Consider the following 22,780-nt stretch of genomic DNA (forward strand, 5'->3'; position numbering starts at 1 on the left):
TCAGTGGTGGTGACGTCTGCCGCCGCCGTAGTCCCCGCTCCCGCCGCAGTAGTAGGGGTGCGCGGCACAGGGGTCGGTGGTCGTGGACGCCGTCGGCGTGGGGGTGGACCGGCTCGCGGTGGGCGTCGGACTCGGTGACGCCGTCTTCCGGGTGCTCCCGGAGATGGTGGGCCGGGGGGCGGGGGTGCGCGAAGGGCCGTCGTCGTCGCCCCAGTTGACGTTCTGCATCCGCAGTTCGGGCTTGACGGTGTCGATGGTCCAGCGCTGTGCGTCGCCGGTGGCCCGGGTCTTGAGGACGAGGGCGCCGGAGCCGTCGGTGGCGGCCGGGGTGAGGGCCAGCTCCTGGTTCCAGCGCGGGACCAGGGCTCCCTGGAGGGTGAAGTCGTAGCGGATGTTCCTGCCGGAACGGCCGGTGGCCGTGCAGGGGGCGAGACGGACCGAGTAGCCGAGGTGGGAGTCGAGACACAGACCGGGATCGGCGTCGCTGCGCAGCAGTCCGTCGGTCTCGTACGTCCACTGCCGCTCCGGTGTCGCGGAGCAGGCGGTGAGTTCGGTCTCGGCGCCCTTGACGGCCTTGCCGCCGACGACTCCGACGCACAGGCCGGAGGCGACGTTGTGCAGTGCGCCGTGCAGGGCGCCCTGGCCGGTGGCGGGTGCGGCGGCCCAGGACGTGTCCGGGGACGCGGAGTCCTTGCCCGGCGTCCGGGAGGGGGTGCCTCCGGGGTGGGGGTCCGGGGAGTCACCGGAGCCGAGCACCGCCCACAGCACCAGGGGCAGGGCGACGAGGCCGCTGACGGTGACGACGGCCAGGGTGAGGTTGCGGCGGCGGGCGCGGCGGGCGGCACGGTGCGCGGAACGGGGGGACACGGAGGTTTCACCGGCGGCGGTCCGGCCGGCGGGCGTGGTGGATCCGGTGCCGGTCGGGCCGGCCGGCGCGGCGGATTCGGCGGAGGTCATGGAGGCGGCGGGGGTCGCGGATCCGCCGGACATCGCCGTTCCGGCGGCCGTGAAGGACTCGCCGGCCGGGGGCGCGATGACGGAGGCGGGGGCGGGGACCGGTGCGGCCGGTGCCTCCGCGCCGTACGCCCGGGACTCCACGTAGGGGCGGGCGCCCCAGCCGAGCACCGCCTCGGCGAGCGCGAGCCCCAGCCCCCCGTTGAACCGGGCGAGCTGGTCGGCGGTACGGCTGCAGTGGGTGCACCGGGACAGGTGCTCGCGCAGGTCGGGGTCGACCTCCGCGCCGCCGCGCCGGTAGGTGACGTCGAGCATGCGCAGATAGCGTCCGCACTCGGCCTCGGGGGCGAGTTCGCGGTGGACCTGGAGGCACTCCTCGCGCAACCGCTCGCGAGCCCGGCGCAGTTCGACGCGGACGTCCTCCTCCTCCAGCCCGAGCAGGGCGGCCGGCACCGCCGGGGGCTCGGCCTCGACCTCGGTGTGCCACAGGACGGCACGGGAGGTCGGGGGCACGCGCTGGAAGGCGCCGGACAGCAGCCGCCGGCCGGACGGCGGCAGCAGCCGGGCGGCGGCGCGACCGCCGGTGCCGTCGGCCGACCGCAGGCCCGGGTGGAGGAGTTCCTGGCGGCCGTCGGAGGCCCACTCGGACGCGATCCGGCGGATGGTGACGAGCACGTGGGGCCGCCAGGCCGCGGTAGGGCCGCCCTGCCGGATCGACGCGCCGAACAACCGGGTGAAGGCGGCGGTGGTGAGCATCCCGGCGGCCCGCGGGTTGTCGGCGCACAGCCGGGCGTAGGCGAAGGCGGCCTCCCAGTGCCGGTCGAGGAGTTCCCCGACCGGATGGAGGGCAGGCGTGGCCCCCGTCCACTTCTTCAGTTCGGCACTGAGTTGTTCGTCCGACAGGCCTGCCTCATTCACGGCTGCATTCCTCCCGGCGTGCTGCGACATTAGTCCGTACCAAAGCGTTCGGCGAGGTCATGGGCGACCCGGACGTCCACCTGGCGCAGCTCTTTTGGAGCGTGAAGGGTGCACGGGGAACGGCCCGGCACGTACCGCGGAAATGTTTTCGCGACCGCGCACCGACAGCGCGCATTTTTACACAGCTTCGCACACCGGAACAAGATTATCGCCATTCCGGGAGAGCGCATTCCCTATTGACATTTCGTCGATGAAATCCCTTTCTCTCATTTACGGCCGCGCCCTCGCCCGGTAGGCCCCGGGCGGCACGCCGTAGCGCGCCCGGAAGACCCGGCTGAAGTGGAACGGGCTCGGGAATCCGGCGGCCGCGGCCACCCGTTCCACCGTCAGGTCGGTGACCTCCAGCAGCCGTGCCGCGTGCCGCAGCCGTGCCTCGCGCACGGCCCGCATCGGGGACCGGCCGGTCCGCAGGGTGAACAGATGGGCGAACCGGGACGGGGAGAGCGCCACGCTTCCGGCGAGCGACCGCACGGTGTGCGGGGCGCCGGGGTCGGCGGCGATCAGCTCCTCGGCGTGGCGCACCCGGGCATCGGCACCCACATCGCCTGCGGCCGGTCGGGCACCGGCGGCGGCGAGCAGCACGACCTCCTCCAGTGCGCACAGCGCCAGTTCCCGGGCCAGGCTGCCCTCCGCCACGACCACGGGGTCCGGTCCGTGCGGCGGCTTTGCGGCAGGTCCCCGGGAGTCGGCGGCCATCCGGCCGAACGCGGCCTCGACCCGCCGGCACAGGTGGCCGGGCCGGACCGGGACCGCGTACAGGCCGTCGGCGCGGGCGTGGGGCGCCAGCCAGGACGTCCAGGCCGGCCGGGCCTGGCAGTGCACCCACCAGAACCGCCAGTGCCCGGCATCCGGCGCGACGGTGTAGCGGTGTCCGACACCGGGGGCCAGGACCACCAGGTCCCCGGCTCGGGGCCGGGCGCGGGCGGTGCCCTGGCGGATCTGGCCACGCCCGCCGGTGGTGAAGGTGAACAGCCAGCTCAACGATCCCTGGGGCCGGTTGACGCCGTAGCCCGGCCCCTGGTCGTAGCGGCCGGTCACCACGAGGCCGGGCGGCGGCGACGGGTCGCCGGGCGTGGCAGTCACGGGCAGGTTCTCGGCACGCACGGTCATCCTCCCGTCGGGCGGCTCGGCCTAGCGTGACGCAAGAGGACGGCGGACGCGAGGGGCGGATCCATGACGGCCAAGGACAACGGCGCCCCGGGTGCCCCCGTCGGGCGGGAGACGCTGCGACGGCGCTTCGCAGAGGACGGATTCACCGTCGTGCGCGGGCTGTTCCGCCGCGGCGAAGTCCGGCGGCTGTGCGCCGAGTTCGCCGCGCTGCACGCGGCCGGACCCGTGCCCGGCCACTTCGCGCCCGAACCGGCCGCGTCCGATCCGCTGCGCAGGTTCCCGCGGGTGATGCAGCCGCACGAGTTCAACGCCCTGGCACGCGAGTTCCTCCTGGACGCCCGTCTGCGGGCCGTGCTGGAGGTGCTGTTCGGGGAGGAGGTGCTGGCCGCGCAGAGCATGTTCTACTTCAAGCCGCCGGGTGCGCGCGGGCAGGCGCTGCACCAGGACAACTTCTACCTGCGGGCCGAGCCGGGCACGTGCGTGGCCGCGTGGGTGGCCTGCGAACCGATCGACCGCGGCAACGGCGGCCTGGAAGTGGTGCCGGGAACCCACCGGATGGACCTGTTCTGCCCCGAAGAGGCCGACGCGGAGCTGTCGTTCGCCCGCGAGTACGTTCCGCCGCCGCCCGGTCTGGTGGCGGTGCCCGTCGAACTGGCCCCCGGCGACGTGCTGTTCTTCAACGGCAGCCTGGTGCACGGCTCGGGCCCCAACCCGAGCGCCGACCGCTTCCGGCGCTCGTTCATCGGGCACTACGTGGGCCGCTCGGCCCTGCGCATCGGGGCGTACTACCGGACGCTCACCATGTCCGGGGAGCGGGTGGAGCTGGCGGAGAGCGGGGGCGCCGGTCCGTGCGGCACGGAGTTCGCGCCGCACGGACCGCACTGACGGGTCAGTGGCCGCTGATGGCGCGCGGGGTGTAGGGCCGCTCCAGCTCCTCGATCTCCTTCTCGCTCAGGCGGAGTTCGACGGCGGCCACCGCGTCCTGGAGGTGCTGCGGCTTGGCGGCGCCGACGATCGGCGCGGCGACCGTGTCCTGGTGCAGCAGCCAGGCGAGGGCCACCTGGGCGCGGGGCACGCCCCGGTCGCCGGCGATGCGGGTGACGGCCTCGACGATGGCGCGGTCGCTCTCCAGGTACAGGCGGCCGCCGAAGTCGTCGGTGGCGCTGCGCTCGGTGACCTCGCCCCACTCGCGGGTCAGCCGGCCGCGCGCGAGCGGGCTCCACGGCAGCACGCCGACGCCCTGGTCCGCGCAGAGCGGCAGCATCTCCCGCTCCTCCTCGCGGTAGAGCAGGTTGTAGTGGTTCTGCATGGTCGCGAACCTCGTCCAGCCGTGCCGCTCGGCGGTGTACTGCGCCTTGGAGAACTCCCACGCGTACATCGAACTCGCCCCGATGTAACGGACCTTGCCCGCCTTGACCAGGTCGTGCAGCGCCTCCATCGTCTCCTCGACGGGGGTCGAGTGGTCGTAGCGGTGGATCTGGTAGAGGTCGACGTAGTCGGTGCCGAGCCGGCGCAGGCTGTGGTCGATCTCGGTCATGATGGCCTTGCGGGACAGTCCGGCGCCGTTCGGGCCGGGCCGCATCCGGCCGTTGACCTTGGTGGCCAGCACGATCTCGTCGCGGTTCGCGAACTCGCGCAGGGCCCTGCCGACGATCTCCTCGCTGGTGCCGTCGGAGTAGACGTTCGCGGTATCGAAGAAGTTGACGCCGGCCTCCAGCGCCTGCCGGATGAGCGGGCGGGAGGCCTCCTCGCCGAGGGTCCATTCGTGCGTACCGCGGTCCGGAAGTCCGTAGGTCATGCAGCCCAGACAGATCCGCGAGACGTCCAGGCCCGTCGAACCGAGCTTCACGTACTGCATCGTTGCTGCTCCTGCCTTCGGGACGATGGTCACCACTGAGCCTACGGCCCGGTCCGGCGCCGATTTGACGGTGCGCGCGTGCGGGCGATGTGATCCTGACACGTGCCGCGCCGCCCGGCGTGGGCAGGACGGAGCAGACTTGCCCTCGAAGGGTGCTTCCCGCGCCACGGTTTCCCGGACGTCCCTGGTCGCCCTGTCGGCCGCCCTGGCCGTCACCGTCCCGCTCCTTTCCGGGTGCGGTCCCGGCGGCGACGGGAAGAGCGGCTCGGCCGGGCCCGCCACGGTGCGGCTGCCGCCGCGCGGAGCCGGGTTCGACTACCAGATCGGTGGCGCCTATCCCCCGCCGAAGGGTGTGCGGATCGTCAGCCGTGACCGGTCCGACTCCCCCGCGCCGGGCCTGTACAACATCTGCTACGTCAACGCCTTCCAGGCCCAGCCCGCCGAACGCTCGTCCTGGCCGGCCGACCTGCTCCTGCGCGACGCGCGCGGCCGGGTCGTCATCGACGAGGACTGGCACGAGCCGCTGCTCGACCTGCGCACCCCGGAGAAGCGGGAGCGGGTGGCGCGGCGGGTCGGCCGGTGGCTCGACGGCTGCGCGGAGAAGGGCTTCGACGCCGTCGAGCCGGACAACTACGACAGCTACACCCGCTCCGACGGCCTGCTCACCGCGCGGGACGCCACCGCGTTCATGGCGCTGGTCTCCCGGCACGCGCACGCCCGGCACCTGGCCGTCGCGCAGAAGAACACCGCCGAACTGGCCGGGCGGAGCAAGCGCGCCGGGCTGGACTTCGCGGTGGCGGAGGAGTGCGGGCAGTACGACGAGTGCGGGGTGTACGCGAAGGCGTTCGACGACCGGGTCGTGGACATCGAGTACACCGACGGCGGCCTGCGCTCGGCCCTCGCCCGCTGGGGCGGCCGACTGAGCATCGTCCGCCGCGACCGGGACGTCTCCACACCGGGCAGCGCGAGGTACGTCCGCAGGACGCGCTAGCCCGCACCGGCCGGGCCGGCGCGCGATCGCCGCCGTGCTGCCGTCAGGGCGCGTCCAGCAGGTCCAGCGCCCGTTCCCAGGCGAACCGCGGGTGCCCGCCGTCCGGCCCGGGTTCGCCGGTGAAGGGCTCTCCGAAGCGCACGCCCATCCCGCGCAGCCGGGTCAGGCTCTCCCGGTAGGCGGGATGGGCGGCGAGCGCGTCGGCCACACAGGGCAGCACGGCGATCGGCACGCCCAGGCCCGCGGCCTCGCACAGGGTGCCGACCGCCAGGGTGTCGGCGAGGCCGGCGGCCCACTTGTTGAGGGTGTTGAAGGTGGCGGGCGCCACCACCACGGCGTCCGGCGGCGGGAACGGGCGGGGGTCGGCCGGGGAGCGCCACGCCGACCGGACGGGCCGGCCGGTGCGTGCCTCGACCGCGTCGGCGTCGAAGAACCCGCCCATCGCGACCGGTGTGGCGATGACCCCGACCGCCCAGTCCCGTGCCTGGGCGGCGCGGATCAGCTCGGGCACGCCCGAGGCGATCCCGGCCGCGCAGACGACGACGTACAGGAAGGGCTTCTCGGCGCGTTCGGTCATCCGGGAACCCTACTGAGGGTGCCGGGGCAGCAGCCCGGCGGGCGGTCAGCCGGCGGACTCCGGCAGAGTGATGGCGTGCACGGGGCAGGCGCGTACGGCCTCGCGGACCATCGCGTCGCCCGCGCCGTCCTCGCGGCCGGGCAGCAGCGTGCTGTATCCGTCGTCGTCCTGGGTGAACACGCGCGGCGCGGCCAGCGCGCACTGTCCCGCGCCGATGCAGACGTCCCTGTCGATCTCGATGTGCATGGCTTGAGCCTCTTACCAGGTCACGGGGAGTTCCAGCATCCCCTGGATCGTGTCGCCGGGTTTCCAGGGGATCTCCTCGGAGGGCGCGGCCAGCCGCAGCCCGGGCAGCCGGGCGAGCAGGCAGCCGAGGGCGATCTCCAGTTCCGCACGGGCCAGGTTCTGGCCGAGGCACTGGTGGATGCCGAAGCCGAACGCCACGTGACGGCGGACGGAGCGGTGGAAGTCCAGGCTGTCGGGCTCCTCGTAGAGCGAGGCGTCCCGGTTGATCACGGAGGTCGAGAAGAGCACGCCCTCCCCGGCCCGGATCGTGGTGCCCTCGACATCGATGTCCTCCAGCGCGACGCGTGCCAGCCCCTCGGCGATCGACAGCATCCGCAGGAGCTCCTCCACGACGGTGGGCAGCAGCTCCGGGTCGGCGCGCAGCTCGGCGAGGCGGGCGGGGTGCCGCAGCAGGGTGTAGGTGCCCAGGGAGATCATGTTGGCGGTCGTCTCATGGCCCGCGACCAGCAGGATGAGGGCCAGGGACAGGAGTTCGGCGCGCTCCAGCGTGCCGTCGCGGAGCTGGTGGTGGACGAGGTCGTCGAGGATGCCGTCACCCGGCCCGGCCGCCTCGGCCTTCCGATCGATCAGCCCGCCGAGGTACTCCTCCAGCCGGTCGCGGGCGTCCTGGGTGTCGGCGGCCGTCGGCCCGCGCAGCAGCCTGCGGGACTGCTCCTCGAAGAACGTGTGGTCTGCGTACGGCACTCCGAGCAGGCCGCAGATCACCGTCGAGGGCACCGGCAGCGCGAAGGCGGAGACCAGTTCGGCGGGCGGGCCCTGCGCGATCATGGCGTCCAGCAGCTCGTCCACGATCCGCTGGATCCAGGGCCGCAGGGCGGCCGCCCGTTTGACGGTGAACGACGGAATCATCATCCGCCGCTGCCGTTGGTGTTCGGGGTCGTCCTCCCCGAGCAGGGCCACCCGCCGGTCCCGGGCGCCCGCGAAGCGTTCCGAGGGGATGGGGAAGCCGGGGTGGCTGCGGTCGGTGGAGAGGCGGGGGTCGGCGAGCAGGGAGCGGGCGGTGGCCTGTGCGGTGACCAGCCACACCTCGCGGCCGTCGTAGAGGGTGACGCGCGACAGCGATCGTCCGTCGCGCAGCGGGTCGTACCCGGTGGGCGGGTGGTAGGGGCAGGTGCGGTCCTGGGGGAAGGCGACGGGGGCGGCCGCGGTCGCCGGGCCGGTGCTGTCCGTCAGTTCCGTCATCGAAAGACCTCGCAGACGAAGAAGTGCGTCGTGCCGATCTTCATTAGATGCCCCGGGCACCTAAGGGGCGACGGCAAGTTCGGCCACTTCGGTGATCCGCGGGATCTGGCCGAAGGGCGGAGCCCGCGGGGTCCGGAACCGGCCAGGTCCCGGTGCGGAACGGGCCCGGTCGGCAGGGGTGACCGCCCCGGGGAGGCGTCACCCGGTCGGCCGAAGCGACCCGCGTAACGGATGATTCCCGGGTCACGGATGTCAAAACTGGTGACGGACGCAGGTCGGACCGACGAAGGAGACCGATTCCATGCCTCTTGAGGGCGAGTACGAGCCCAGCCCGGCCCAGTGGGTGCGCGAGCAGGTCGAGCTGTACGAGAGCTCCGGCGGAACGCGGGGCACGACCCTGCTCGACACCGGGCTGCCCGTGATCCTGCTGACCACCCGGGGTGCGAAGAGCGGGAAGATCCGCAAGACCCCGCTGATGCGGGTGGAGCACGACGGCGCGTACGCCGTGGTCGCCTCCCAGGGCGGGGCGCCCACGCATCCGGTCTGGTACTTCAACGTCAAGGCCGACCCGCACGTCGAGCTGCAGGACGGCCCGGTCAAGCAGGACATGCGGGCCCGCGAGGTCACCGGGCAGGAGAAGGCCGAGTGGTGGGAGCGGGCCGTCGCCGCCTACCCGCCGTACGCCGACTACCAGGAGAAGACGTCACGGGAGATCCCCGTCTTCGTGCTGGAGCGCACCGGCGCGAACTGAGCCCGGTCCGGTGCCCGTCCCTCGCGGAGAAATCCGTTCCCGCCACGTGTGAAGCGGGTTCCGGGCGGGCACCCGGGTTTCAGGCCCCGCCGCGTTCCCCCGTCGCGGCGGGGCCCTTGTGTGTTTCCCGTACGTCGCCGTCGGAGCGGTCGGTCACGTCGAGGAAGATCTGGTCGGCCTCCGGGAAGGTCCGGGACAGGGACCGCTTGATGCGGACGGACACCTCTTCCACCCGCTCGCTGTCCAGCCCCGGTATCAGGTCGATGCGCGCGGCCACCAGGGTGGAGTCGAGGCCCATCTTCATGGTGAACAGCGCCTCCACGCTGTCGATCTCGGGCTGCGCGTCGAGCAGCGACCGGATCCTTCCGCTCTGCTCCGGGTCGGCGGCCTCACCGATGAGCTGGTCGCGGGCGTCGCGGCCGAGCCGGTAGGCGACGTAGACCAGCAGGACACCGATGGCCAGCGAGGCGGACGCCTCCCAGACCACCTGCCCCGTCACCATGTGCAGGGCCATTCCGATGATCGCGAGGGTCACGCCGAGGACCGCCGTGCCGTCCTCGGCGACCACGGTGCGCAGGGCGGGGTCGCGCATCGCGCCGAGCCCCCCGCCCTGCCGGCGCACCTGGTGCAGGGCGCGCAGCAGCGAGGCGCCCTCGGCGAGCAGGGCCACACCGAGCACGATCAGACCGGCCACGTAGCCGCTGAACTTCTCCTCGGTGTTCGCCTGCAGCGCCTCGAAGCCCTGGAAGAAGGAGAAGCAGCCGCCCATGACGAAGATGCCGACGGCCGCGAGGAGCGACCAGAAGAAGCGCTCCTTGCCGTAGCCGAAGGGGTGCCGCTCGTCGGCGGGGCGGCGGCTGCGGCGCAGCGCGGCCAGCAGGAACACTTCGTTGAGGCTGTCGGCGACCGAGTGCGCGGCCTCCGACAGCAGCGCGGGCGAGCCGGCGAGGACACCGCCCACGGCCTTGGCCACAGCGATGACCAGGTTGGCGGCCAGCGCCACGAGGACGGTGACCTTGGTGTGCCGGTCGTCCTTCGAGGGGCCCTTGCCGTCGTCCGCCGCGGCCGGGCCGCCGTCGCCGTCCGGCGCCGCTCCCGCGCCCCCGCCCGTGCCGTCCGGCCGCCTCCCGGCCCCGCCGGGCGCCGGGGGGCGCTCGGGTGCCGTGTCGTGCTCCTCGGCCGTCCGTGCGGCCGTCTCCCGTTCCGAGGATGTCCCACTCACCCTTCGCCGACTGCCCCCGTGGGTGCGGATCACACCGTGCGACCGACCGAAAACGGGGAACGCGTTGCACCGGAAGCCCCCCGGCCCGCGAGGAGGAGCGATGGGCGGCGACGGCAACAGCGCATACGGCCACACGACGTTCTCCAGGTCCAGAAGCCATTTCACGGACCGCATCACCGCCGACGGCAGGGACGGCTGGCCGGTGACGGCGGGCCGGTACCGGCTGGTGGTCTCCCGCGCCTGTCCTTGGGCGAGCCGAGCGGTGGTCTCGCGCCGGCTGCTCGGTCTGGAGGACGCCCTGCCGATGGCGGTGGCCGACCCGATCCAGGACGACCGCAGCTGGCGGTTCACCCTGGATCCGGACGGCCGCGACCCGGTGCTCGGCATCCGCTTCCTGAGCGAGGCCTACGACCGCCGGGAGACGGACTACCCGGGCGGGGTGAGCGTGCCCGCGGTCGTGGACGTCCCGAGCGGGCGGCTGGTCACCAACGACTACCAGCAGCTCACCCTGGACCTGGCGACCGAGTGGACGTCCCTGCACCGGGACGGCGCGCCGGACCTGTACCCGGCGTCCCGGCGCGACGAGATCGACGAGGTGATGGCCGACGTCTACCGGGACGTCAACAACGGGGTGTACCGGGCCGGGTTCGCCAACGAGCAGAAGCAGTACGAGGAGGCGTGCACGGCGCTGTTCCGGCGGCTGGAACTGCTGGCGGAGCGGCTGGCCGGGCAGCGGTACCTGGTCGGCGACACCCTCACCGAGGCGGACGTCCGGCTGTTCACCACGCTGGTCCGGTTCGACGCCGTCTATCACGGCCACTTCAAGTGCAACCGCTGGAAGCTGGCCGAGAACCGGGTGCTGTGGGCCTACGCCAGAGACCTGTTCCAGACGCCCGGGTTCGGCGACACCGTCGACTTCGACCACATCAAGCGGCACTACTACCAGGTGCACACCGGCATCAACCCCACCGGCATCGTGCCGCTCGGCCCCGATCTCGCCGGTTGGCTGAGCCCCCATCACCGGGAGGAGCTGGGCGGCCGGCCGTTCGGCGACGGTACGGCGCCGGGTCCGGTGCCGGAGGGCGAACGAGTCGCTCCGGAGGGACGGCCCGCATGAAGGCGGCCCGACGAGGAACATGAGGGCGGCATGACGAGGAAGGAGTCAGACATGACCAAGAACAAGAAGAAGAAACTCCCTCTCGCCTACAAGCCGGTCGGGTTCGCGCTCAGCTGGGCGGGCGGCGCGCTGGCCGGCATGGCGTTCCGGCAGGCGTGGAAGGCGATCCGGCACGAGGACGACGCTCCTGACGCCCTGGACCCGGACCGGGGCTGGGGCGAGATCCTGCTGGCGGCGGCGGTCCAGGGCGCGATCTTCGCGGTGGTGCGCAGCGCCGTGGACCGCACGGGCGCGAAGGCCATCGAGCGGTCGACGGGTGTGTGGCCGTCGTCCGACAAGGGCGGCCGGGACTGAGCCTCGCGCGAAGGGCGCCTTCCGGTCCGTGGTCACGGCCGGGAGGCGCCCCCCTTGTTCCGTCCGGCGGGGCTCGGGGGCGTCACCCCGAGTCCGGCGCCCGTCACCCCTGCTTGGGCGCCCTGTTGGGGACCATGCGCAGGGTGAAGGAGTGCCCGGCGGGATCGGAGTAGCCGCGCTCCTCGTAGGGGCCGGCCGCGTCCCGTGCCTCGATGGGCCGGCCGCCGAGCCCCACCACCCGGCGCTCCGCCTCGTCCAGGTCCTCGACCAGGAAGTCGAGATGGACCTGGAGCGAGTTCTCCGGGCGGGGCCAGCTGGGCGGGGTCGCGTTGACGTCGCGGCGGAACGCCAGCCGGACGCCGTCCGCACCCTGTATCTCCACGAGGTTGGCGGACGCGTGCGTCTGCTCACCCTCCAGCAACTCCTTGTAGAACTCGGCGAGTTTCTCGGGTTCGGCGCAGTCCAGTATCAGGACGCCCGCTTTCACCAGTGCCATGCTTCCTCCCGGGGGTCTCCTCTTCCCTGCGCTTATCCCGGGCCCCCGGATTCAGTCGGCGAGCAGCCACCGCCCGTCACGCATGAGCTCCCTGCCCGGCAGCTCGTTCGCCTCCCGCCAGGCCTGGACGCGCTGCGGCAGGACGGTGAAGTACAGGTAACGGGTGGCCAGTTGACGCGGGTCGAAGCCGGTCTTCCCGGCGAAGACCTCGGCGTCCTCCTCGGGCAGGTCCTCGGGCGTCACCGCGCGGACGGTCCCCTCGATCATGACGACGTCGCGGGTCGGGCCGATGCCCAGGCGGGCGGTGCCGGTGGCCACGAGGTTGCGGCCGGTGGGGCTCTCGGCGGGGGTGGCGATCAGCAGGACGGTGCCGTCCCACACGAAGGACAGCGGGACGAGGTACGGGGCGCCGCCGTCGGGACCGGCGGTGGCGACCCAGGCGTCGACGTCGTGCTCCAGCCGGTGGAGGGTGTCCTTCTTGCGCTGTTCGGCGGAGCGGGCGGGCGCTTCGGTCATGGCGTACGGCCTCCTCGGGTGCGGATGGCCTCCAGTGTGTCCGTCACCCTCCGGTCTCCGCACGGAGGTGATCAAGGCGTGTCCGGGCAGCTTCGAGGAGGAGTTCCAGGGCGGCCGGGTAGGAACTGCGCCGCATGGTGGCGGCGAGGTGGCGGGCGGTGGCCGCGATGTGCGGATGGGTGTCGGCGGGCAGCCGGCCGTACGTCGTCCGCCACACCTCGGTCTCGGCGTCGCGGGCGGCCCGGGGCAGCGAGGTGCCCGCGGAGTCCAGGGCGCCGAAGGCGAGGGCCTGGTCCACGAACGCGTGGTAGATCCGCACCGCCTCCGGATCGGGAAACCCGGCCTCGCGCAGCACACGCAGGATGCTCTCCACGGCCTGGATCTCGTGCGTGCGCCCGGTGACGCGGTGCGCGCCGAGCACGGCCGCGCGGGGGTGCGCGAGGGCTCCGGCATGCATGCGCAGCCCGAGGTCGCGCAGGTCCGCCGCCCAGTCGCCGGTGGGCCGCCAGGCGCGCAGGGTGCGGCCGATCAGCTCGTCGGCGACGGCCAGCATCAGGTCGTCCGTGTGCCGGAAGTACCGGTACAGGGAGCTGGGGTCGGCGCCGAGCGCCCGGCCGAGCCGGCGCACGGAGAGCGCGTCGGCGCCGTGCTCCTCGATCAGCCGGAGCGCGGTCCGCACGATCAGTTCCTCGGAGAGGACGACGCCCTGCTTGGTGGGCCGCCTGCGCCGGCGTTCGGCGGGCGGGACGACGCGTTCGCTCACGGGCGGTCTCCCTCGTGTTGCCCAACCTTATGACAACACCGTTGACCTGTGAAGCGGCCGGACGGTTTCATCTGCGGTCACCGGGGCCCGTCCGGGCCCCCTGGTGCGAGCGGAGAGCCGGCCATGAGCGACAGCCCCTTCGGTGTGGATCCCCCCGCGCGGCCCGAGCTGCGCAGGTCCCTGAGCGTGCTGGACGGCGTCGCGGTCGCCGCGTCCAGCACGGCGGCGACCACCAGCATCGGCATCGGCCTCGGCGTGACCGCCGGGGTGGTCGGCCTGCATCTGCCGGCCATCATGCTGCTGGCGTTCCTGCCGGTGCTCGGCATCGCCGGCGCCTTCTCCCGGCTGAACCGGGTGGAACCGAACGCGGGCAACGGCTACGTGTGGGTGGGCCGGTCGCTGAGCCCATGGCTGGGCTTCACGGTCGGCTGGGTCAACATCGTGGCGAGCGTGGCCTTCCTCGCCTACACCACGGCGGTCACCGGGTCCGCGCTGCTGCAGCTGGCCGGGGACGCGGGGGTGCACCGCATCGGCTCGCTCACCCTGGACCCGGGCTCGACCGCGCAGACGACGCTGCTGGGCATCCTCGTCCTGGTCGCCGTCACGCTCACCGCCGTGACCGGTGTGCGCACCGCGGCCAGGCTGCAGTCGTGGCTGCTGGTCTTCGAGTACGCCGTGCTGCTGGGCTTCTGCGGTTACGGCATCGTCACCGGCCCGCATCCCTTCCGTCTCTCCTGGTTCGATCCGTTGGCGATCCCCTCGGCGAGCGCGCTGGCGCAGGGGCTGCTGCTGTCGGTGTTCTGCTATTGGGGCTTCGAGGCGGCGTTCACCGTGAACGAGGAGGTGCGGGACCCGAAGGACGCCTCCCGGGCCGGGCTGATCACCCTGGTCACGATGCTGGGGCTGTTCCTGCTCGGCTCGGTCGCCTTCCAGCGGGTGCTGTCCGAGCCCGAGCTGGCCGGACACGGGGCGGAGGGGCTGGCGTACTTCGGCGACCGGCTCGCCGCGCAGCCGCTGGCCGCCCTGCCCCTGGTGGCGCTGACGTTCTCGGCGGTGGCCTCGCTCCAGGCCGGGGTCATCCCGACGGCGCGCGGGATGTTCGCCATGAGCCGGGACCGCACCCTCGGGCCGGTGTGGTCCAGGATCAGTCCCCGGTACGGCACACCGGCGGCCGGCACGCTGCTGATCGGCGCCCTCGCCACGGTGGTGGCGGTGCTCGCCCTGGTGATCCCGCGACTCGCCGACATGATCATGGCGACGGTGAACGCCGTGGGGATCGTCGTCGCACTGTCGTACGCGCTCACCGCGCTCGCGGCCGCGGCCCGCTTCCGGTCGCTGCTGCGGGAGGACTTCCGCCAGGGTGTGCGGGCGGTGGTGCTGCCCGCACTCAGCGCCCTCGCCCTGCTGGGCCTCGGCGGGTACCTCGGCTGGTCCTTCTACACCTCCGCCGACCACTTCGAGGTCAGCGCGGGCAACGGCTGGTTCCTGCTGCTCATGCCGCTGGTCATGATCCTCTCCGGGGTCCTCGCGGCCGCGTGGGCGAAGTGGGGGCGCAAATCGGCCTACTTCCGCACCGGCGAGGGCACCGACGCCGACTCCCCGCAGCTCCTGACCACCTCCAACTGACCCAAGGAAAGGCATCATGCACGCTGATCTCCTCTTCACCGGCGGCCCCGTCCTCACCCCCGAGGGCCGTACGGCGACCGCCGTCGCCGTCACCGGCGACCGGATCACCGCCGTCGGCCGTGCCGAGGTACGCGAACTCGCCGGGCCCCGCACGGAGGTGGTCGACCTCGCCGGGCGGCTGCTGCTGCCGGGCTTCCAGGACGCCCACGTCCACCCGGTGCCGGCCGGTCTGGAGCTGTCCCAGTGCGACCTGAGCGGAACGACGACGGCCGAGGACACCGTGGCCGCCGTCCGCGCCTACGCCGACGCCCACCCCGAGCGGGAGTGGATCCTCGGCGGCGGCTGGTCCATGGAGGCCTTCGCCGGCGGCATTCCCACGAAGGAGCTGCTGGACGCGGCGGTCCCGGACCGGCCGGTGTACCTGCCCAACCGGGACCACCACGGCGCCTGGGTCAACAGCCGTGCGCTGGAGCTGGCCGGGATCGACCGGCACACCCCCGACCCGGCCGACGGGCGGATCGAGCGGGACGCCTCCGGCGAGCCCAGCGGCACGCTCCAGGAAGGCGCGATGCAGCTGGTGGGCCGGCTCACGCCGGCCGCCACCCCCGCGGACCGGCTGGCCGCGCTGCTGCACGCCCAGCGGCACCTGCACGCGCTCGGCATCACCGCCTGGCAGGACGCGCTGATCGGCGACTTCCTCGGCATGGACGACCCGGCCGAGGCGTACCGCACCGCCGCGGAGGAGGGCACGCTCACCGCCCGGGTCCGGGGCGCCCTGTGGTGGGACCGCGAGCGCGGGGCCGAGCAGATCCCCGAACTCGTGGCCCGCCGGGACGCGCTGAGCCAGGGACGGTTCCGGGCAGGCACGGTGAAGCTGATGCTGGACGGCGTCGCCGAGAACCACACGGCCGCGCTGCTGGACCCGTACCTGGACCGGTGCGGCTGCGCCACTGCCAACCGCGGCAAGAGCTTCATCGACCCGGAGCGGCTGCCCGCCTTCGTCACCGAGCTGGACGCGCTCGGCTTCCAGTGCCACTTCCACGCGCTGGGCGACCGGGCCGTGCGGGACGCCCTGGACGCCGTCGAGGCCGCCCGCGCGGCCAACGGGCCGAGCGACACCCGGCCGCACCTCGCCCATCTCCAGGTGGTGCACCCGGAGGACGTGCCCCGGTTCGCCCGGCTCGGGGCCACCGCCAACATCCAGCCGCTGTGGGCCGCGCACGAGCCGCAGATGGACGAACTGACGATCCCCTTCCTCGGACCGGAACGGACCGCCTGGCAGTACCCGTTCGGCGCGCTGCTGCGCTCCGGGGCACGGCTCGCGGCGGGCAGCGACTGGCCGGTGAGCAGCCCCGATCCGCTCCAGGGCGTCCATGTCGCGGTCAACCGGGTCGAACCGGGCGGCTCGCGGCCGGTGTTCCTGCCGGACGAGCGGCTGACCCTCGGGGACGCGCTGACGGCGTACACGGCCGGTTCGGCCTACGTGAACCATCTGGACGACACCGGCCGGGTGGCCGCCGGGGCGCTCGCCGACCTGGTGGTCCTGGACCGCGACCCGTTCGCCGGGCCGCCGGAGGCGATCGCGGAGACGGCCGTGGCCCAGACCTATGTCGGCGGCGAGCGGGTGTTCGCGGCCGGGTGACCGCTCAGTCGCAGCCGACGCCCTCCTTCAGCAGCGGCCACGCCTCCACTCCGGCGGCCGTGCGGACGTAGGCGGTCGCACGGTCGTCCGTCAGCCACAGCCGCCGGCCACGGAGGTGGTAGCCGGTGTCGTGGGCGCCGGCGGGCATGCGGACCTTCGCGCGGTACGGCTTCGGGAGCAGGCCGTCCCGGTGGAGCACCCCGTCGGGGTCGCGGGCGTACGTCCGGTCGTCCAGCCGGAGGAAGGAGGCCGACTGCCAGCCGCAGTGCTCCGGTCCCGCTGAGCTGCTCAGCCTGCTCACCGGGACCCTGCGGCCGGCGCGGTCCGTCCAGATCTGCCAGTCGGTGGTGGCGGTGAAGCTCTCGGGGAGTTCGGCCGGGTCGCAGGCGGCGCTGGTCTCGGGGCCCCAGCCGGGCCGGTCCTTCTGGTCCCTGGCCACCACGACCGCCACCTTGGTCCGGCCGTCGACGTCGTAGGAGTACAGCACCCGGTCCCGCTCCTTGCGTTCCACGCGGTAGCCGTGGTCCGGCTCCTCCGGCTGGAACATGTCGAAGTAGAGGGCGAGCCCCTCCTCCGGGGTGGCTCCCCCGTCGGACCTGCTCCAGCCGTCGGGTCCGGAGCCGTCGAAGATCTCCCCGTCGCACTCCAGCGCCCGGCCCGCGGCCCCGGAGGCCAGGAGGAGTGCCCGGGGGCCGCTCTCGTCGATCTCCCGGGTGGGCACGTCGAGCCGACCGCTGTACGGGGCCGCCGGCGGAGTGCCCTTCAGGACCAGGTCGGGCCGGGGGCCGTCGTCGCACCCCGCCGCGGCCACAGCCGTCAGTACCGCCAACGCCACGAGTCCTCCGCGCATGTCCCGCCCCTCTTCTCCGGTGCTGCGTGCGGTCCTTCGACGCCGGACCGGGCAGGAACGTTCGCACGGCCGGCGGCGCGTGGCGTTCTCCGGGCGCGCCGATCGGGGCAGGCTGGGTGACCATGGGCGATGTGACCACGATGCGAGCCATCAGCCAGGACGTCCTCGGCGGTCCCGAGGTGTTGCGGGAAGTACGTGTGGAGCGGCCTGAGCCGGGCCCGAACCAGGTGCTGGTGCGGGTGCGGGCCGCCGGGCTGAACCCCACCGACTGGAAGCACCGGGCGACCGGCGGGTTCCTGGGCGAGCCCCCCTTCGTCCTCGGCTGGGACGTGTCCGGCGAGGTCGCCGCGACCGGGATCGGCGTGGCCGCCTTCCGGCCCGGTGACGAGGTCTTCGGCATGCTGCCCTATCCGTACGGCCACGGCTCGCACGCCGAGTACGTGATCGCCCCGGTCCGCGCCCTGACGCGCAAGCCGACCTCGCTCGACCACGTGCAGGCGGGCGCGCTGCCGCTGGTGTCCCTGACCGCCTGGCAGGCGCTCACCGAGCACGCCGACGTACGGCCCGGGCAGCGGGTGCTGATCCACGCGGCGGCCGGCGGGGTCGGCCATGTGGCCGTCCGGATCGCCAAGGAGCGGGGCGCGTACGTGATCGGCACGGCGAGCGCGGGCAAGCACGGCTTCCTGCGGGAGCTCGGGGTGGACGAGCCGGTCGACTACCGCACCACGGACGTCACGGAGGTGGTGCGGGACGTCGACGTCGTGCTGGACACGCTGGGCGGCGAGACCTCCGTGCGGTCCCTGCGGACGCTGCGGCCGGGCGGGATCGTGGTGTCGATCCTGCCGGTGGGCTCCGCGGACTTCTTCGAGGAGGCCGAGCGGCTCGGTGTGCGGGCGGTGCGCATGCTGGTCGACGCGGACCGGGGCGGGATGCGGGCGGTCGCGGAGCTGGCCGGGTCCGGGAGGCTGCGCGCCACGATCGCCGGGACGTTCCCGCTGGCCGAGGCGGCCAAGGCGCACGAGCTCGGGGACACCGGGCGCACGACGGGCAAGCTGGTGCTGATCGTCGACTGACACGACACGCGCCAAACTCGAAGACATATGTCAATCGAACATGCTCAAATTCCTTCCATCGAGGGTAACTTGACGATCGGGGCACCGGCGTCCGGGAACGGGTGGGAGGTGGTGGCGGGGTGCGACACGAGCCTGTACCTCTCACACGGCATGTGCGTGTGTACGCCTACCGGGCGCACACGGTCCTGGAGTTCCGGGGCGAGATCGACATCGCCGCGGCGGCGGAGATCGTGCCGGTCCTCGATCTGGTCACGGGCCGCCCCGGCGAACGGATCCTGATCGATCTGCGGCTCGTGGAGTTCTTCGACTGTTCGGGGCTGCGCCTGCTGCACCGGGCGCGGATGCGGGTGCTGGAGCGCGGCGGGCGGCTGCACCTCGTGTGCACGCACCCGCTGACCCTGTGCGTGTTCCGGGTGACCGGCCTCACCCGGCTGCTGCCGCCGCATCCCACGCCGGACGCCGCCCTGGCCGAGGCCGAGGCGGCGTCCGGCTCGTTGTGACGCGGGCTACGACTCCTCGAACAGGGCGCTGACAGATTCGCCGTCGTGGATCCGGCGCATGGCCTCGGCCAGGGCCGGCGCGATGGACAGCACACGCAGCTTCTCCGTGTGCTCGCCCTCGGGGATCGGCACGGTGTTGGTACAGACGATCTCCAGGACGTCCGGCTGCTCGCTCAGCCGTTTCAGCGCGCCCGCCGCGAACAGACCGTGCGTGCACGCCACCCGGATCGACCGCGGCCGGGACTCCCGCAGCCGGTCCAGGAGTTCCAGCACGGTGCTGCCCTTGGCGATCTCGTCGTCCAGCACGATGACGTCCCGTCCGGCGACGTCGCCGATGACGGAGCTGATGGTCACCCGGTCGTCCGCGTAGCGCTGCTTGGCGCCGGCCGCCACGCCGGCGCCGATCCGGCGGGCGAACGCGGCGGCCTCCTTCGCGTTGCCGAGGTCCGGCGAGACGACCGTGGTGCGGGTCAGGTCGTACTGCCGGAAATGTGAAGCCAGTTCGTGCAGGGCGTGCAGATGGTCGACCGGCACCGAGAAGAAGCCGTGCACCTGCGGGGAGTGCAGGGTCATGGCGAGCACCCGGCTCGCGCCCGCGGCGACCATGAGGTCGGCGACCAGCCGCCCGCCGATGGAGATGCGCGGGGCGTCCTTCTTGTCGGAGCGCGCGTAGGAGTAGTGCGGCATGACGACGGTGATGCGGCCCGCCGAGGCGCCGCGGGCGGCGTCGCACATCAGCAGCAGCTCCACCAGATGCTCCTGCACCGGCGTGACCAGGGGCTGGATCAGGAAGACGTCCCGCTCCCGGCAGTTGGCCTGAAGCTGCACCTCCAGACAGTCGTTGGCGAACCTGCTCACCCGGGTGGGACTGAGCGGCACCCCGAGATGGGCGCAGACCTCCTCGGCCAGGCCGGGGTGGGCGCTGCCGCTGAAGACGGCGATGTCTCGCACGATCCGCTCCTCGCATGATCGTCAGGGGCTGGGCCGTCATGCTACTGGCGCCCCACCGCATCCGCCCGGCGGCGACGGCACGATCAGGCCGGGGCGCGAGCCGCCCGATGGTCCGGACGTTCGGCCAACGCAGTTGTCTGGTACGGCGGTCGGCGGGCATCCGGACACAAGGAAGGAGGACCGTCGCGATGGGGACTTCCGTCAGACGCATGCCCGGCTGGGTCAAGGCCGTGGCCGCCCTCGTCCTGGTGCTCGCGGTGCTGTTCGCCGGGATCCGGCTGGCCGTGCTGCCGGGCATCAAGGACCTTTTCGGCACCGAGACGCACGACCGCTCCGGACCCGCGCTCCTCAGGTCCATCCAGGACATGAGCCGCTACGACGCGGCCTCGGGCAACTTCCAGGTCGTCGTGGACCTGGACAAGGACGCCAAGTTCCTGCCCGACGCCATCCGCGGCACCCGCACCCTGTACGTCGGGGCCGGCACCGTGGACGCCTACGTCGACCTCGGACGGGTCGGGGAGAAGGACGTGACCGTCAACGGCGACCGCACGTCCGCCACGATCCGGCTGCCGCACGCCGCGCTCGGCAAACCCGCCCTCGACCCCGACCACTCCTACGCCGTGTCCAAGCAGCGCGGTCTGCTGGACCGGCTGGGCGACCTGTTCTCGGACAACCCCAACAGCGAGCAGGCCGTGCAGAAGGTCGCCGTGCGCCACATCGGCGGCGCGGCGCGGAGCAGCGGGCTGACCGCGCGCGCCGAGAGCAACACCACCGCCATGCTCCAGGGGCTGCTGCGCTCCCTCGGCTTCAAGGAGGTGCGCATCACCTACGGCACGCGACCGGGCTGATCAGCCGCCCAGCACTCCCGGCAGGGCCAGCAGTCCCAGCGCCGTGGCGCCGACCAGCAGCCAGGCCACGTAGTCGCCCACGTGCCCGGACTGCAGCCGGCGCAACGGCGCGGCCCGGTCGGGGGCGGCCACCCACCGGGGGCGGGTCACGGCGAGGGCGGCGAGGGCCGCCGCCAGCACGGTGGCGGCCAGGCCCAGCAGGGCGCCGTGGAGCGTCCAGTGCACGGCCACCTGGGCGCCGCCCGAGCCCGTCTCGTTGACCGAGCGGGCCACCAGGTCACCGAAGCCGGGGACGGTGCCGACGGCGAGGGCCCCGGCGAGCAGCACGGCGGGCACCGTCGTCATGGTGTCCGGGATCCGGCGCAGCAGACCGCCGGTCTCGGGTTCCTCGTCGGAGCCGCTCGTCTCGTACTCGGCGTCCCGCGGGCGTGGCCCGAGCCCGAGGAACACCCGGGCCGTGACCCGCAGGACCGCGCCGCCGGTGATCGCGGACGCGGCCACGAACACGACGGTGAGCGGGCCGCCGACCGCCTCCTCGGTCACCGCCTTGCCGAGTCCGGTGCCGAACGGCGGCAGGCCCGCGAGGCCCAGGCCGCCGACGGCGAACAGCACCGCGGTCACGCGCAGCCGGCGGGCCCGGCCGTGCAACGCGTGCTCGTCGACGCTGCCGAACCGGTCGAGCAGCACGCCCGCGCAGGCGAACAGCGCGGCCTTCACCCCGGCGTGCCCGATGATGTACAGCGCGACCCCGTCGTCGCCCTCGGGGGTGAGGACGCCGATGCCGACGAGGAACAGGCCGGTGTGGGCGACGGTGGAGTAGGCCAGCAGCCGTTTGATGTGCCGCTGGTACCAGCACATGACGGCGCCGACCGCGGCCGTGAGGGTGCCGAGCGTCACCAGGGCCCGGGTCAGGTCGGCGGCCGGGATGCCGCCGGGGCCTGCGAAGACGGTGCCGTAGACGCGCCAGACGCCGTAGACGCCGAGTTCGACCATCACCCCGGACAGCAGCATGCAGACCGGGGTGGGGGCGACGGCGTGCGCGTCCGGCAGCCAGAAGTGGAAGGGCAGCGAGGCCGCCTTCACCAGCAGGCCGGTCAGGACCAGCACGAAGGAGGCGAGGACCAGCGCGTCCGGACCGCCGCTCCCGGCCGCGGTGTCGAGGCCGCGCCCGATCTTCGACATGCCGAGTTCACCGGTGCGCGCGTACAGCAGGGCGATGCCCATCAGCATGGCGTACGCGCCGAGGGAGTTGACGACGCCGAAGGTCAGGGCGCCCTGCACGGCCTTGGCCTCGTCGATGCGGTAGCCGGTGAGCGCATAGGCCGTGACGCTCATCAGCTCGAAGAACACGAACGCGTTGAACAGGTCGCCGGCGAGGGCGAATCCGCACATGGCGCCCTGGAACACCAGCATCAGGGCGGTGAACGCGCCGCGGTGACCGTGCGGGGGCTCGTCGAAGTACCGCCAGGAGTAGGCGAGGGCGGCGAGGGTCAGCAGCGAGACCAGCGTGGCCATGCCCAGCGCCGGGCCGTCCCCGATCACGACGATACCGACGCTCTCGCCGCCGACGGGCAGCCAGCCGCCGACCCACTCGACCATCGGCGGGACGGAGGACGCCAGCAGGAGCAGCGCCAGGACGGCGGTGCCGCCCGAGACCAGGAGACCGGTGATCTCGGCGGCGATCCGGGGCAGCCGCCGGCCGGCGACGACCAGGAAGGCCGCGCCGAGCAGCGGGATCGCGACGAGCAGCGGGAGCAGATGGTGCATCAGCCGCGCAGCTCCCGGAGTTCGTCGGGGTCGACGGTGCCGTGCCGTTTGGCGATCTGCAGCACCAGGGCGAGCAGCAGCGCGGTGACGGTGGCGCCGACGACGATGTCGGTGAGGGTGAGGGCCTGCACGACCGGGTCGACCACGGGCCGGGAGCCGGGCCGGATGTCGGAGAAGACGGGCGCGGTGGCGCCGTCGCGGTAGCCGACCGCCAGCAGCAGGATGTACGTGGCGGACTGGCAGACCGCGAGACAGCCGACGGCGTGGACGAGGTTGCGGCTGGTGGCGAGGCCGTAGCAGCCCACCAGGAACACGTAGGCCGCGATCAGGTACGGAAGGACGTGCATC

24 protein-coding genes are annotated in these 22,780 nt (G+C 73.1%); 10 read left to right on the plus strand and 14 right to left on the minus strand.

The features are described 5' to 3' along the window. On the minus strand, window positions 1–1,902 hold the full coding sequence (locus BLW57_RS05750) for an RICIN domain-containing protein (RefSeq protein WP_093472614.1): 1,902 nt from the start codon (window positions 1,900–1,902) through the stop codon (window positions 1–3). 240 nt (window positions 1,903–2,142) lie between these two features. Next, on the minus strand, window positions 2,143–3,042 hold the full coding sequence (locus BLW57_RS05755) for a helix-turn-helix domain-containing protein (protein WP_093472616.1): 900 nt from the start codon (window positions 3,040–3,042) through the stop codon (window positions 2,143–2,145). A gap of 63 nt (window positions 3,043–3,105) precedes the next feature. Between BLW57_RS05755 and BLW57_RS05760 the strand changes: the two genes are divergently transcribed. After that, window positions 3,106–3,927 carry a phytanoyl-CoA dioxygenase family protein gene (locus BLW57_RS05760; protein WP_093472617.1) on the plus strand — a complete coding sequence of 274 codons (822 nt, stop codon included), beginning with the start codon at window positions 3,106–3,108 and terminating at the stop codon, window positions 3,925–3,927. A 4-nt stretch (window positions 3,928–3,931) separates the two neighbouring features. Here BLW57_RS05760 and BLW57_RS05765 read toward each other — a convergent pair whose 3' ends face one another. Then, a complete protein-coding gene (locus BLW57_RS05765) occupies window positions 3,932–4,900 on the minus strand; it encodes an aldo/keto reductase (RefSeq protein WP_093472618.1) in 969 nt (322 codons plus the stop codon). A 139-nt stretch (window positions 4,901–5,039) separates the two neighbouring features. Here BLW57_RS05765 and BLW57_RS05770 point away from each other — a divergent pair, with 139 nt between their 5' ends. Further along, window positions 5,040–5,891: an endo alpha-1,4 polygalactosaminidase gene (locus tag BLW57_RS05770; protein WP_256339402.1), complete on the plus strand. Its 852-nt coding sequence runs from the start codon at window positions 5,040–5,042 to the stop codon at window positions 5,889–5,891. A gap of 43 nt (window positions 5,892–5,934) precedes the next feature. Here the strand turns inward: BLW57_RS05770 and BLW57_RS05775 are convergent, their stop codons facing one another. The 3 genes from BLW57_RS05775 to BLW57_RS05785 are packed head-to-tail and all read right to left on the minus strand — an operon-like array spanning window position 5,935 to window position 7,956. Continuing rightward, window positions 5,935–6,468 (minus strand): flavoprotein, encoded by a 534-nt coding sequence (locus BLW57_RS05775; RefSeq protein WP_093472620.1) that lies wholly within the window; start codon window positions 6,466–6,468, stop codon window positions 5,935–5,937. Between the two features lie 45 nt (window positions 6,469–6,513). After that, window positions 6,514–6,714 carry a ferredoxin gene (locus tag BLW57_RS05780; protein WP_073891002.1) on the minus strand — a complete coding sequence of 67 codons (201 nt, stop codon included), beginning with the start codon at window positions 6,712–6,714 and terminating at the stop codon, window positions 6,514–6,516. Window positions 6,715–6,726: 12 nt separating this feature from the next. After that, on the minus strand, window positions 6,727–7,956 hold the full coding sequence (locus BLW57_RS05785; protein ID WP_093472622.1) for a cytochrome P450: 1,230 nt from the start codon (window positions 7,954–7,956) through the stop codon (window positions 6,727–6,729). A 301-nt stretch (window positions 7,957–8,257) separates the two neighbouring features. Between BLW57_RS05785 and BLW57_RS05790 the strand changes: the two genes are divergently transcribed. Beyond that, window positions 8,258–8,707, plus strand: coding sequence for a nitroreductase family deazaflavin-dependent oxidoreductase (locus BLW57_RS05790; protein WP_093472623.1), 450 nt, complete (start codon window positions 8,258–8,260; stop codon window positions 8,705–8,707). 79 nt (window positions 8,708–8,786) lie between these two features. On the opposite strand, the gene BLW57_RS05795 is transcribed toward BLW57_RS05790, so the two are convergent. Further along, entirely contained in the window at window positions 8,787–9,929 is a 1,143-nt protein-coding gene (locus tag BLW57_RS05795; protein ID WP_093472625.1) for a cation diffusion facilitator family transporter, read from the minus strand. Between the two features lie 100 nt (window positions 9,930–10,029). Here BLW57_RS05795 and BLW57_RS05800 point away from each other — a divergent pair, with 100 nt between their 5' ends. Then, window positions 10,030–11,046 carry a glutathione S-transferase family protein gene (locus BLW57_RS05800; protein WP_093472626.1) on the plus strand — a complete coding sequence of 339 codons (1,017 nt, stop codon included), beginning with the start codon at window positions 10,030–10,032 and terminating at the stop codon, window positions 11,044–11,046. Between the two features lie 51 nt (window positions 11,047–11,097). Further along, window positions 11,098–11,400, plus strand: coding sequence for a DUF4235 domain-containing protein (locus tag BLW57_RS05805; RefSeq protein ID WP_093472628.1), 303 nt, complete (start codon window positions 11,098–11,100; stop codon window positions 11,398–11,400). Window positions 11,401–11,503: 103 nt separating this feature from the next. On the opposite strand, the gene BLW57_RS05810 is transcribed toward BLW57_RS05805, so the two are convergent. Genes BLW57_RS05810 through BLW57_RS05820 form a run of 3 tightly spaced genes read right to left on the minus strand, consistent with a single transcriptional unit; the run spans window position 11,504 to window position 13,175 of the window. Then, the gene (locus BLW57_RS05810) at window positions 11,504–11,896 is read right to left on the minus strand and encodes a VOC family protein (protein WP_093472629.1); all 393 of its coding nucleotides are present in this window, start codon (window positions 11,894–11,896) and stop codon (window positions 11,504–11,506) included. 51 nt (window positions 11,897–11,947) lie between these two features. Continuing rightward, window positions 11,948–12,412 (minus strand): pyridoxamine 5'-phosphate oxidase family protein, encoded by a 465-nt coding sequence (locus tag BLW57_RS05815; protein WP_093472630.1) that lies wholly within the window; start codon window positions 12,410–12,412, stop codon window positions 11,948–11,950. 43 nt (window positions 12,413–12,455) lie between these two features. Then, on the minus strand, window positions 12,456–13,175 hold the full coding sequence (locus BLW57_RS05820; protein ID WP_093472632.1) for a TetR/AcrR family transcriptional regulator: 720 nt from the start codon (window positions 13,173–13,175) through the stop codon (window positions 12,456–12,458). 123 nt (window positions 13,176–13,298) lie between these two features. Between BLW57_RS05820 and BLW57_RS05825 the strand changes: the two genes are divergently transcribed. After that, on the plus strand, window positions 13,299–14,801 hold the full coding sequence (locus BLW57_RS05825; RefSeq protein WP_093472633.1) for an APC family permease: 1,503 nt from the start codon (window positions 13,299–13,301) through the stop codon (window positions 14,799–14,801). Window positions 14,802–14,817: 16 nt separating this feature from the next. Then, the gene (locus tag BLW57_RS05830; protein WP_093472635.1) at window positions 14,818–16,443 is read left to right on the plus strand and encodes an amidohydrolase; all 1,626 of its coding nucleotides are present in this window, start codon (window positions 14,818–14,820) and stop codon (window positions 16,441–16,443) included. Between the two features lie 4 nt (window positions 16,444–16,447). Here the strand turns inward: BLW57_RS05830 and BLW57_RS05835 are convergent, their stop codons facing one another. Further along, on the minus strand, window positions 16,448–17,293 hold the full coding sequence (locus BLW57_RS05835; RefSeq protein WP_093472636.1) for a hypothetical protein: 846 nt from the start codon (window positions 17,291–17,293) through the stop codon (window positions 16,448–16,450). A 122-nt stretch (window positions 17,294–17,415) separates the two neighbouring features. Between BLW57_RS05835 and BLW57_RS05840 the strand changes: the two genes are divergently transcribed. Both BLW57_RS05840 and BLW57_RS05845 read left to right on the plus strand, forming a co-directional pair. Continuing rightward, on the plus strand, window positions 17,416–18,366 hold the full coding sequence (locus BLW57_RS05840) for an NADP-dependent oxidoreductase (protein WP_176985478.1): 951 nt from the start codon (window positions 17,416–17,418) through the stop codon (window positions 18,364–18,366). Between the two features lie 119 nt (window positions 18,367–18,485). After that, a complete protein-coding gene (locus BLW57_RS05845) occupies window positions 18,486–18,866 on the plus strand; it encodes an anti-sigma factor antagonist (RefSeq protein ID WP_093472639.1) in 381 nt (126 codons plus the stop codon). 6 nt (window positions 18,867–18,872) lie between these two features. On the opposite strand, the gene BLW57_RS05850 is transcribed toward BLW57_RS05845, so the two are convergent. Further along, on the minus strand, window positions 18,873–19,817 hold the full coding sequence (locus tag BLW57_RS05850; protein WP_093472640.1) for a ribose-phosphate diphosphokinase: 945 nt from the start codon (window positions 19,815–19,817) through the stop codon (window positions 18,873–18,875). 188 nt (window positions 19,818–20,005) lie between these two features. On the opposite strand from BLW57_RS05850, the gene BLW57_RS05855 reads away from it, so the two are divergent. After that, window positions 20,006–20,665: a DUF4230 domain-containing protein gene (locus BLW57_RS05855; RefSeq protein WP_176985479.1), complete on the plus strand. Its 660-nt coding sequence runs from the start codon at window positions 20,006–20,008 to the stop codon at window positions 20,663–20,665. Here the strand turns inward: BLW57_RS05855 and BLW57_RS05860 are convergent, their stop codons facing one another. Next, entirely contained in the window at window positions 20,666–22,432 is a 1,767-nt protein-coding gene (locus BLW57_RS05860; protein ID WP_093472641.1) for a complex I subunit 5 family protein, read from the minus strand. Next, window positions 22,432–22,779, minus strand: a complete 348-nt coding sequence (locus tag BLW57_RS05865) for a sodium:proton antiporter (protein ID WP_093472642.1) — start codon at window positions 22,777–22,779, stop codon at window positions 22,432–22,434. Before BLW57_RS05865 ends, BLW57_RS05860 begins: the two co-directional genes overlap by 1 nt. Window position 22,780 lies beyond the last annotated feature (1 nt).

Source organism: Streptomyces sp. 1222.5 (genome assembly GCF_900105245.1).
GTDB classification, from domain to species: Bacteria; Actinomycetota; Actinomycetes; order Streptomycetales; family Streptomycetaceae; genus Streptomyces; species Streptomyces albidocamelliae.

Excerpts from the sequence above, each read along its gene's own strand:
- BLW57_RS05830 (WP_093472635.1), top strand. The coding sequence starts at position 14,818 with ATGCACGCTGATCTCCTCTTCACCGGCGGCCCCGTCCTCACCCCCGAG.
- BLW57_RS05840 (WP_176985478.1), top strand. The coding sequence starts at position 17,416 with ATGGGCGATGTGACCACGATGCGAGCCATCAGCCAGGACGTCCTCGGC.
- BLW57_RS05810 (WP_093472629.1), bottom strand. The coding sequence starts at position 11,896 with ATGGCACTGGTGAAAGCGGGCGTCCTGATACTGGACTGCGCCGAACCC.
- BLW57_RS05815 (WP_093472630.1), bottom strand. The coding sequence starts at position 12,412 with ATGACCGAAGCGCCCGCCCGCTCCGCCGAACAGCGCAAGAAGGACACC.
- BLW57_RS05800 (WP_093472626.1), top strand. The coding sequence starts at position 10,030 with ATGGGCGGCGACGGCAACAGCGCATACGGCCACACGACGTTCTCCAGG.
- BLW57_RS05780 (WP_073891002.1), bottom strand. The coding sequence starts at position 6,714 with ATGCACATCGAGATCGACAGGGACGTCTGCATCGGCGCGGGACAGTGC.
- BLW57_RS05760 (WP_093472617.1), top strand. The coding sequence starts at position 3,106 with ATGACGGCCAAGGACAACGGCGCCCCGGGTGCCCCCGTCGGGCGGGAG.
- BLW57_RS05835 (WP_093472636.1), bottom strand. The coding sequence starts at position 17,293 with ATGCGCGGAGGACTCGTGGCGTTGGCGGTACTGACGGCTGTGGCCGCG.
- BLW57_RS05765 (WP_093472618.1), bottom strand. The coding sequence starts at position 4,900 with ATGCAGTACGTGAAGCTCGGTTCGACGGGCCTGGACGTCTCGCGGATC.
- BLW57_RS05755 (WP_093472616.1), bottom strand. The coding sequence starts at position 3,042 with ATGACCGTGCGTGCCGAGAACCTGCCCGTGACTGCCACGCCCGGCGAC.
- BLW57_RS05855 (WP_176985479.1), top strand. The coding sequence starts at position 20,006 with ATGGGGACTTCCGTCAGACGCATGCCCGGCTGGGTCAAGGCCGTGGCC.
- BLW57_RS05865 (WP_093472642.1), bottom strand. The coding sequence starts at position 22,779 with ATGCACGTCCTTCCGTACCTGATCGCGGCCTACGTGTTCCTGGTGGGC.
- BLW57_RS05825 (WP_093472633.1), top strand. The coding sequence starts at position 13,299 with ATGAGCGACAGCCCCTTCGGTGTGGATCCCCCCGCGCGGCCCGAGCTG.
- BLW57_RS05785 (WP_093472622.1), bottom strand. The coding sequence starts at position 7,956 with ATGACGGAACTGACGGACAGCACCGGCCCGGCGACCGCGGCCGCCCCC.
- BLW57_RS05860 (WP_093472641.1), bottom strand. The coding sequence starts at position 22,432 with ATGCACCATCTGCTCCCGCTGCTCGTCGCGATCCCGCTGCTCGGCGCG.
- BLW57_RS05750 (WP_093472614.1), bottom strand. The coding sequence starts at position 1,902 with ATGTCGCAGCACGCCGGGAGGAATGCAGCCGTGAATGAGGCAGGCCTG.
- BLW57_RS05775 (WP_093472620.1), bottom strand. The coding sequence starts at position 6,468 with ATGACCGAACGCGCCGAGAAGCCCTTCCTGTACGTCGTCGTCTGCGCG.
- BLW57_RS05805 (WP_093472628.1), top strand. The coding sequence starts at position 11,098 with ATGACCAAGAACAAGAAGAAGAAACTCCCTCTCGCCTACAAGCCGGTC.
- BLW57_RS05790 (WP_093472623.1), top strand. The coding sequence starts at position 8,258 with ATGCCTCTTGAGGGCGAGTACGAGCCCAGCCCGGCCCAGTGGGTGCGC.